Here is a 6,184-nt window from a genome sequence, read left to right on the forward strand (position 1 = left end):
GAGTCACCGCATGACCACCGCCGTAGCCGCCCCGTTCCGCTTCTTCTCCCTGCACGTCGTACGGACGAGGCGGCTCGGGCCGTCGATGGTGCGGGTCACCTTCGCGGGGACCGATCTGCGGGCCTTCCACTCGGACGGCCGCGACCAGAGCCTGTCGCTCTTCCTGCCGCACGCGGGACAGCGCGAACCGCGGGTCCCGGTCGAGCTCGGGGACGGCTGGTGGCAGGGCTGGCGCGAACTGCCGGACGACGTACGGGCCGTGATGCGCTCGTACACGCTGCGCGCCCTGCGCCGCGACCCCGACGAGATCGACATCGACTTCGCCCTGCACGGCGTCTCCCCCGCCGTCGCACCCACTGGCACCCCCACCGTCTCCCCCGCCGTCGCACCCGCTCAGTCGCGGGGGTCCCTCTCCCCGGCCGGTCCCGCCTCCCGCTGGGCCTCCCGGGCCACCGCCGGTGACCGGGTCCTGCTGCTCGGCCCCGCCCTCGCCGACAACCGGGCGATCCGGTTCCGGCCGCCGCGGGACACCGACCTCGTGCTGATCTGGGGTGACGAGACCGCCGTTCCCGCGGTCGCCGCGATCCTCGAGTCCCTGCCCGCCGGGACCCGCGCCCGGGTATGGCTGGAGGTGCACGGCGCCGCCGACGTCCAGGACCTGGCGACCGACGCGGACGCCGAGATCACCTGGCTGGCCCGGGAGGGCGGCCCGCACACCGAGGACTCCCCCATGGCCCTCGACGTCATCCGCGCCGCCGAACTCCCCGCCGCCCAGCGGCCGTACGTCTGGATCGCGGGCGAGTCCGGGTGCGTGAAGGCGCTGCGCCGGCACTTCGTCGGCGAGCGCGGGACGGACCGGCGACGGGTCACCTTCGTGGGGTACTGGCGGCGGGGCATGAGCGAGGAGCAGCTGCGCGAGCAGGCGTAACCGCCGCAGCGCGTACGGGAGATCGGGGCACGGCCGCGATCCGAGTGATCGTCGTCACGCCCGATGCCGGCCCGAGCGGATCTAACTTAGGTTAGGCTAACCTAAGTTAGATCGCGGAGCCCCGCCCGCTCCGCACCCGCACCGCACCCGCACCCCAGAGCCCGTCCCCACCGGAGGACCTCCCCATGCGCTCGCACCTGCTCAACGACACGACCGCGGAGCGGTACCGCCGCTCCGTGACCGAAGGCATCGAGCGGGTGGCCGCCAAACTCGCCGCCACCGACGGTCCGTTCACCGGCGTCACGGTCGACGCCCTGGCCCCCGCCATCGACGCGATCGACCTCGACAAGCCGCTGCACGACTCCGGCGCGGTCCTCGACGAACTGGAGGAGGTCTACCTCCGGGACGCGGTCTACTTCCACCACCCCCGCTATCTCGCCCACCTCAACTGCCCTGTGGTCATACCGGCGTTGGTCGGCGAGGCGGTCCTCTCCGCCGTCAACTCCTCCCTCGACACCTGGGACCAGTCGGCCGGCGGCACGCTCATCGAGCGCCGGCTCGTCGACTGGACGGCGGCCCGCATCGGCCTCGGCGGGAACGCCGACGGCGTGTTCACCTCGGGCGGCAGCCAGTCCAACCTCCAGGCGCTGCTGCTGGCCCGCGAGGAGGCCAAGACCGACTCGGCCGCGAAACTGCGCGTCTTCGCCTCCGAGGTCAGCCACTTCAGCGTGCAGAAGTCGGCGAAACTGCTCGGCCTGGGCCCGGACGCCGTCGTGACGATCCCCGTCGACCACGACAAGCGCATGCAGACCGTCGCGCTCGCCCGGGAGCTGGCGCGCTGCGCCGAGGACGGCCTCGTGCCCATGGCGGTCGTCGCCACCGCGGGCACCACCGACTTCGGCTCCATCGACCCGCTCCCCGAGATAGCCGAGCTGTGCGAGCAGTACGGCACCTGGCTGCACGTCGACGCCGCCTACGGCTGCGGTCTGCTCGCCTCGGTGAGGTACCGGGACCGGATCGACGGCATCGAGCGCGCCGACTCGGTCACCGTCGACTACCACAAGTCCTTCTTCCAGCCGGTGAGTTCGTCCGCCGTACTGGTCCGCGACGCCACCACGCTGCGCCACGCGACCTACCACGCCGAGTATCTGAACCCGCGCCGCACGGTCGAGGAGCGCATCCCGAACCAGGTCGACAAGTCCCTTCAGACCACCCGGCGTTTCGACGCCCTCAAGCTGTGGATGACCCTGCGCACGATGGGAGCCGACGGCATAGGGCAGCTCTTCGACGAGGTCTGCGACCTGGCGGTGGAGGGCTGGCGGCTGCTGGCCGCCGACCCGCGCTACCACGTGGTCGTGCGGCCCACGCTCTCCACCCTCGTCTTCCGCTACATCCCGGCCGCCGTCACCGACCCGGCCGAGATCGACCGCGCCAACCTGTACGCCCGCAAGGCCCTGTTCGCCTCCGGCGACGCCGTGGTCGCGGGCACGAAGGTGCAGGGGCGCCACTACCTGAAGTTCACCCTGCTCAACCCCGAGACGACGGCCGAGGACATCGCCGTCGTCCTCGACCTGATCGCCGGCCACGCCGAGCAGTACCTGGGAGAGTCCCTTGACCGCGCGTCCTGAAAACCCGACCACCACCCATGACTTCGTGGGGATCGGGCTCGGCCCGTTCAACCTCGGCCTCGCCTGCCTGACCGAGCCGATCGCCGAACTCGACGGCGTCTTCCTGGAGTCCAAGCCCGACTTCGAGTGGCACGCCGGCATGTTCCTGGAGGGCGCCCACCTCCAGACGCCGTTCATGTCGGACCTGGTCACCCTCGCGGACCCGACCTCGCCGTACTCCTTCCTCAACTACCTGAAGGAGAAGGGCCGGCTGTACTCCTTCTACATCCGGGAGAACTTCTACCCGCTGCGGGTCGAGTACGACGACTACTGCCGCTGGGCAGCGAACAAGCTGAGCAGCGTCCGGTTCAACACCACGGTGACGGAGGTGACGTACGAGGAGGCGGACGCGGTCTACGTCGTCGCGACCGCCACCGGTGCCACCTACCGCGCCCGCCACCTCGTCCTCGGCACCGGCACCCCGCCCCACATCCCCGAGGCGTGCCGGGACCTGGGCGGCGACTTCCTGCACAACTCCCGCTATCTCCAGCACAAGGCGGAGCTCCAGAAGAAGGAGTCGATCACCCTCGTCGGCTCCGGGCAGTCCGCGGCCGAGATCTACCACGACCTGCTGAGCGAGATCGACGTCCACGGCTACCGGCTGAACTGGGTCACCCGCTCCCCGCGGTTCTTCCCGCTGGAGTACACCAAGCTCACGCTGGAGATGACCTCCCCGGAGTACGCCGACTACTACCGCGAGCTGCCCGAGGACACCCGCTACCGGCTCACCGCCGAGCAGAAGGGCCTGTTCAAGGGCATCGACGGCGATCTGATCAACGAGATCTTCGACCTGCTCTACCAGAAGAACCTCGGCGGCCCGGTCCCGACCCGGCTGCTCACCAACTCCTCGCTGAACGGCGCGCGGTACGAGAACGGCACGTACACCCTGTCCTTCCGCCAGGAGGAGCAGGGCAAGGACTTCACACTCGACTCGCAGGGGCTGGTGCTGGCCACCGGCTACCGCTACAGCGAGCCGGAGTTCCTCAAGCCGGTGCGCGACCGCCTGGTCCACGACTCCCGGGGCAACTTCGACGTCGCCCGCAACTACGCCGTCGACATCACCGGCCGGGGCGTGTTCCTGCAGAACGCCGGCGTCCACACCCACAGCATCACCAGCCCCGACCTGGGCATGGGGCCGTACCGCAACGCGTACATCATCCGCGAGCTGCTCGGCACCGAGTACTACCCGGTCGAGAAGACCATCGCGTTCCAGGAGTTCTCCGTATGAGCACCACGACCGGCATCGGCACGCTCACCGTGCGCCCGCTCGACCCGCTGCGGGACGCCGAGTTGCTGCACGCCTGGGTCACCGACCCCAAGGCGGCGTTCTGGATGATGCAGGACGCGAGACTCCAGGACGTCGAGCGCGAGTACATGCGCATCGCCGCCCATGAGCACCACCACGCCCACCTGGGCCTGCACGACGGGGTCCCGGCGTTCCTGATGGAGCGCTACGACCCCCGGTACGTGGAGCTGACCGGCCTGTACGAGCCCGAACCCGGCGATGTCGGCATGCACTTCCTCGTCGCGCCGACCGACCGGCCGATCCACGGCTTCACCAGGGCGGTCATCACCGCGGTGCTGGAGGAGCTGTTCGCCGACCCGGACACCCGGCGGGTCGTCGTCGAGCCCGACGTGGGCAACAGGGCCGTCCACGCGCTCAACGAGGCCGTCGGCTTCGTACCCGTACGCGAGATCGAGAAGCCCGAGAAGCGCGCGCTGCTCAGCTTCTGCACCCGCGCACAGTTCCTGGCCGCCCGAGGAGTAGCCGAATGACCCCGTCCGACGCCGTGGCGCATCTGTCCCCCCACCACTGGGCGCGGGCCAACCGCCTGCTGATCCGCAAGGCCCTCGCCGAGTTCGCGCACGAGCGGCTCCTCACACCGCGGGCCACCGGCGACGGCGGCTACGCCGTCCTCGGCGACGACGGCCGGACGCGGTACACCTTCACCGCGGTGCTCCGCGCGCTCGACCACTGGCAGATCGACGCCGACTCGATCACCCGGCACCGCGACGGCGACGAACTCCCCCTCGCCGCACTGGACTTCTTCATCGAGATGCAGAAGTCGCTGCACCTGAGCGAGGAGATCCTGCCGGTCTACCTGGAGGAGATCTCCTCCACCCTGTCCGGCACCTGCTACAAACTGGCCAAGCCGCAGGTGACGGCCGCCGACCTCGCGCGGTCCGGTTTCCAGGACATCGAGGCCGGGATGACCGAGGGCCACCCCTGCTTCGTGGCCAACAACGGCCGGCTCGGCTTCGGGATCCACGAGTACCACGCCTACGCCCCCGAGGCCGCGAGCCCCGTCCGGCTCGTCTGGCTCGCCGCGCACCGCTCGCGCGCCGCGTTCACCGCGGGGGCCGGCATCGACTACGAGCCGTTCCTCCGCGAGGAGTTGGGCGAGGAGACCGTCGAGCGCTTCCACGGCGTGCTGCGCGCGCGGGACCTCGACCCCGGCGACTACCTGCTGATCCCCGTCCACCCCTGGCAGTGGTGGAACAAGCTCTCCGTCACCTTCGCCGCCGAGGTCGCCCGCGGCCACCTGGTCTGCCTGGGCGAGGGCGACGACGAGTACCTGGCCCAGCAGTCCATCCGGACGTTCTTCAACACCACCAGCCCGGGGAAGCACTATGTGAAGACGGCCCTGTCCGTCATCAACATGGGCTTCATGCGCGGGCTTTCGGCCGCCTACATGGAGGCCACGCCCGCCATCAACGACTGGCTGGCCCAGCTCATCGACAACGACCCGGTCCTGCGGAGCACCGGTGTGTCGATCATCCGCGAGCGGGCCGCCGTCGGCTACCGGCACCTGGAGTACGAGGCGGCCACCGACCGCCACTCGCCGTACCGCAAGATGCTGGCGGCCCTGTGGCGCGAGTCCCCGGTGCCCCGCCTCGCGCAGGGCGAGTCCCTCGCCACGATGGCCTCGCTCGTCCACGTCGACCACGAGGGCGCGTCCTTCGCGGGCGCGCTGATCGAGCGCTCGGGGCTGGCGCCCGCGCAGTGGCTGCGCCGCTACCTGGAGGCGTACTACACCCCGCTGCTGCACAGCTTCTACGCCTACGACCTGGTGTACATGCCGCACGGCGAGAACGTCGTCCTGGTCCTGCGGGACGGCGTGGTGGAACGGGCCGTATACAAGGACATCGCCGAGGAGATCGCGGTGATGGACCCGGACGCGGTGCTGCCGCCGGCCGTGGAGCGGGTGCGCGTGGACGTGCCGGAGGACATGAAGCTCCTGTCCGTCTTCACGGACGTCTTCGACTGCTTCTTCCGCTTCCTGGCCGCGAACCTCGCCGCCGAGGGAATCCTGCCGGAGGACGACTTCTGGCGCACGGTCGCCGAGGTCACCCGGGACTACCAGCGCTCGGTGCCCGAACTCGCCGAGAAGTTCGAGCGGTACGACCTGTTCGCGCCCGAGTTCGCGCTGTCCTGCCTGAACCGCCTGCAGTTGCGCGACAACCGGCAGATGGTCGACCTCACGGACCCGTCCGGCGCCCTCCAGCTGGTCGGCACCCTGCGGAACCCGCTCGCGGGGCGGTAGCGACGCCCCTCCCGAACAGGCGGGCGCCCCCCGGGTACGGTCCC

Annotated in this window: 5 protein-coding genes; all 5 read left to right on the forward strand. The window is 70.3% G+C overall.

Annotated elements, in window-relative coordinates; all coding sequences use genetic code 11:
- Positions 1-10 precede the first annotated feature (10 nt).
- The 5 genes from SZN_RS20600 to SZN_RS20620 all read left to right on the forward strand — a co-directional run bounded on the left by SZN_RS20600 (position 11) and on the right by SZN_RS20620 (position 6,140).
- Positions 11-928 carry a siderophore-interacting protein gene (locus tag SZN_RS20600; protein ID WP_007498152.1) on the forward strand — a complete coding sequence of 306 codons (918 nt, stop codon included), beginning with the start codon at positions 11-13 and terminating at the stop codon, positions 926-928.
- Between the two features lie 185 nt (positions 929-1,113).
- On the forward strand, positions 1,114-2,556 hold the full coding sequence (desA, locus tag SZN_RS20605) for a lysine decarboxylase DesA (protein WP_007498155.1): 1,443 nt from the start codon (positions 1,114-1,116) through the stop codon (positions 2,554-2,556).
- On the forward strand, positions 2,540-3,823 hold the full coding sequence (locus tag SZN_RS20610; RefSeq protein ID WP_007498157.1) for a lysine N(6)-hydroxylase/L-ornithine N(5)-oxygenase family protein: 1,284 nt from the start codon (positions 2,540-2,542) through the stop codon (positions 3,821-3,823). The genes desA and SZN_RS20610 overlap by 17 nt, the downstream gene beginning before the upstream one ends.
- Positions 3,820-4,371, forward strand: coding sequence for a GNAT family N-acetyltransferase (locus SZN_RS20615; protein WP_007498159.1), 552 nt, complete (start codon positions 3,820-3,822; stop codon positions 4,369-4,371). Before SZN_RS20610 ends, SZN_RS20615 begins: the two co-directional genes overlap by 4 nt.
- Positions 4,368-6,140: an IucA/IucC family protein gene (locus SZN_RS20620; protein WP_007498161.1), complete on the forward strand. Its 1,773-nt coding sequence runs from the start codon at positions 4,368-4,370 to the stop codon at positions 6,138-6,140. The genes SZN_RS20615 and SZN_RS20620 overlap by 4 nt, the downstream gene beginning before the upstream one ends.
- Positions 6,141-6,184: the final 44 nt, after the last annotated feature.

It is taken from the genome of Streptomyces zinciresistens K42 (assembly GCF_000225525.1).
Classification (GTDB): domain Bacteria; phylum Actinomycetota; class Actinomycetes; order Streptomycetales; family Streptomycetaceae; genus Streptomyces; species Streptomyces zinciresistens.

Bases quoted from the DNA above. Each gene is read 5' to 3' on its own strand.
- desA (WP_007498155.1), top strand. From the start codon at position 1,114: ATGCGCTCGCACCTGCTCAACGACACGACCGCGGAGCGGTACCGCCGC.
- SZN_RS20600 (WP_007498152.1), top strand. From the start codon at position 11: ATGACCACCGCCGTAGCCGCCCCGTTCCGCTTCTTCTCCCTGCACGTC.
- SZN_RS20620 (WP_007498161.1), top strand. From the start codon at position 4,368: ATGACCCCGTCCGACGCCGTGGCGCATCTGTCCCCCCACCACTGGGCG.
- SZN_RS20615 (WP_007498159.1), top strand. From the start codon at position 3,820: ATGAGCACCACGACCGGCATCGGCACGCTCACCGTGCGCCCGCTCGAC.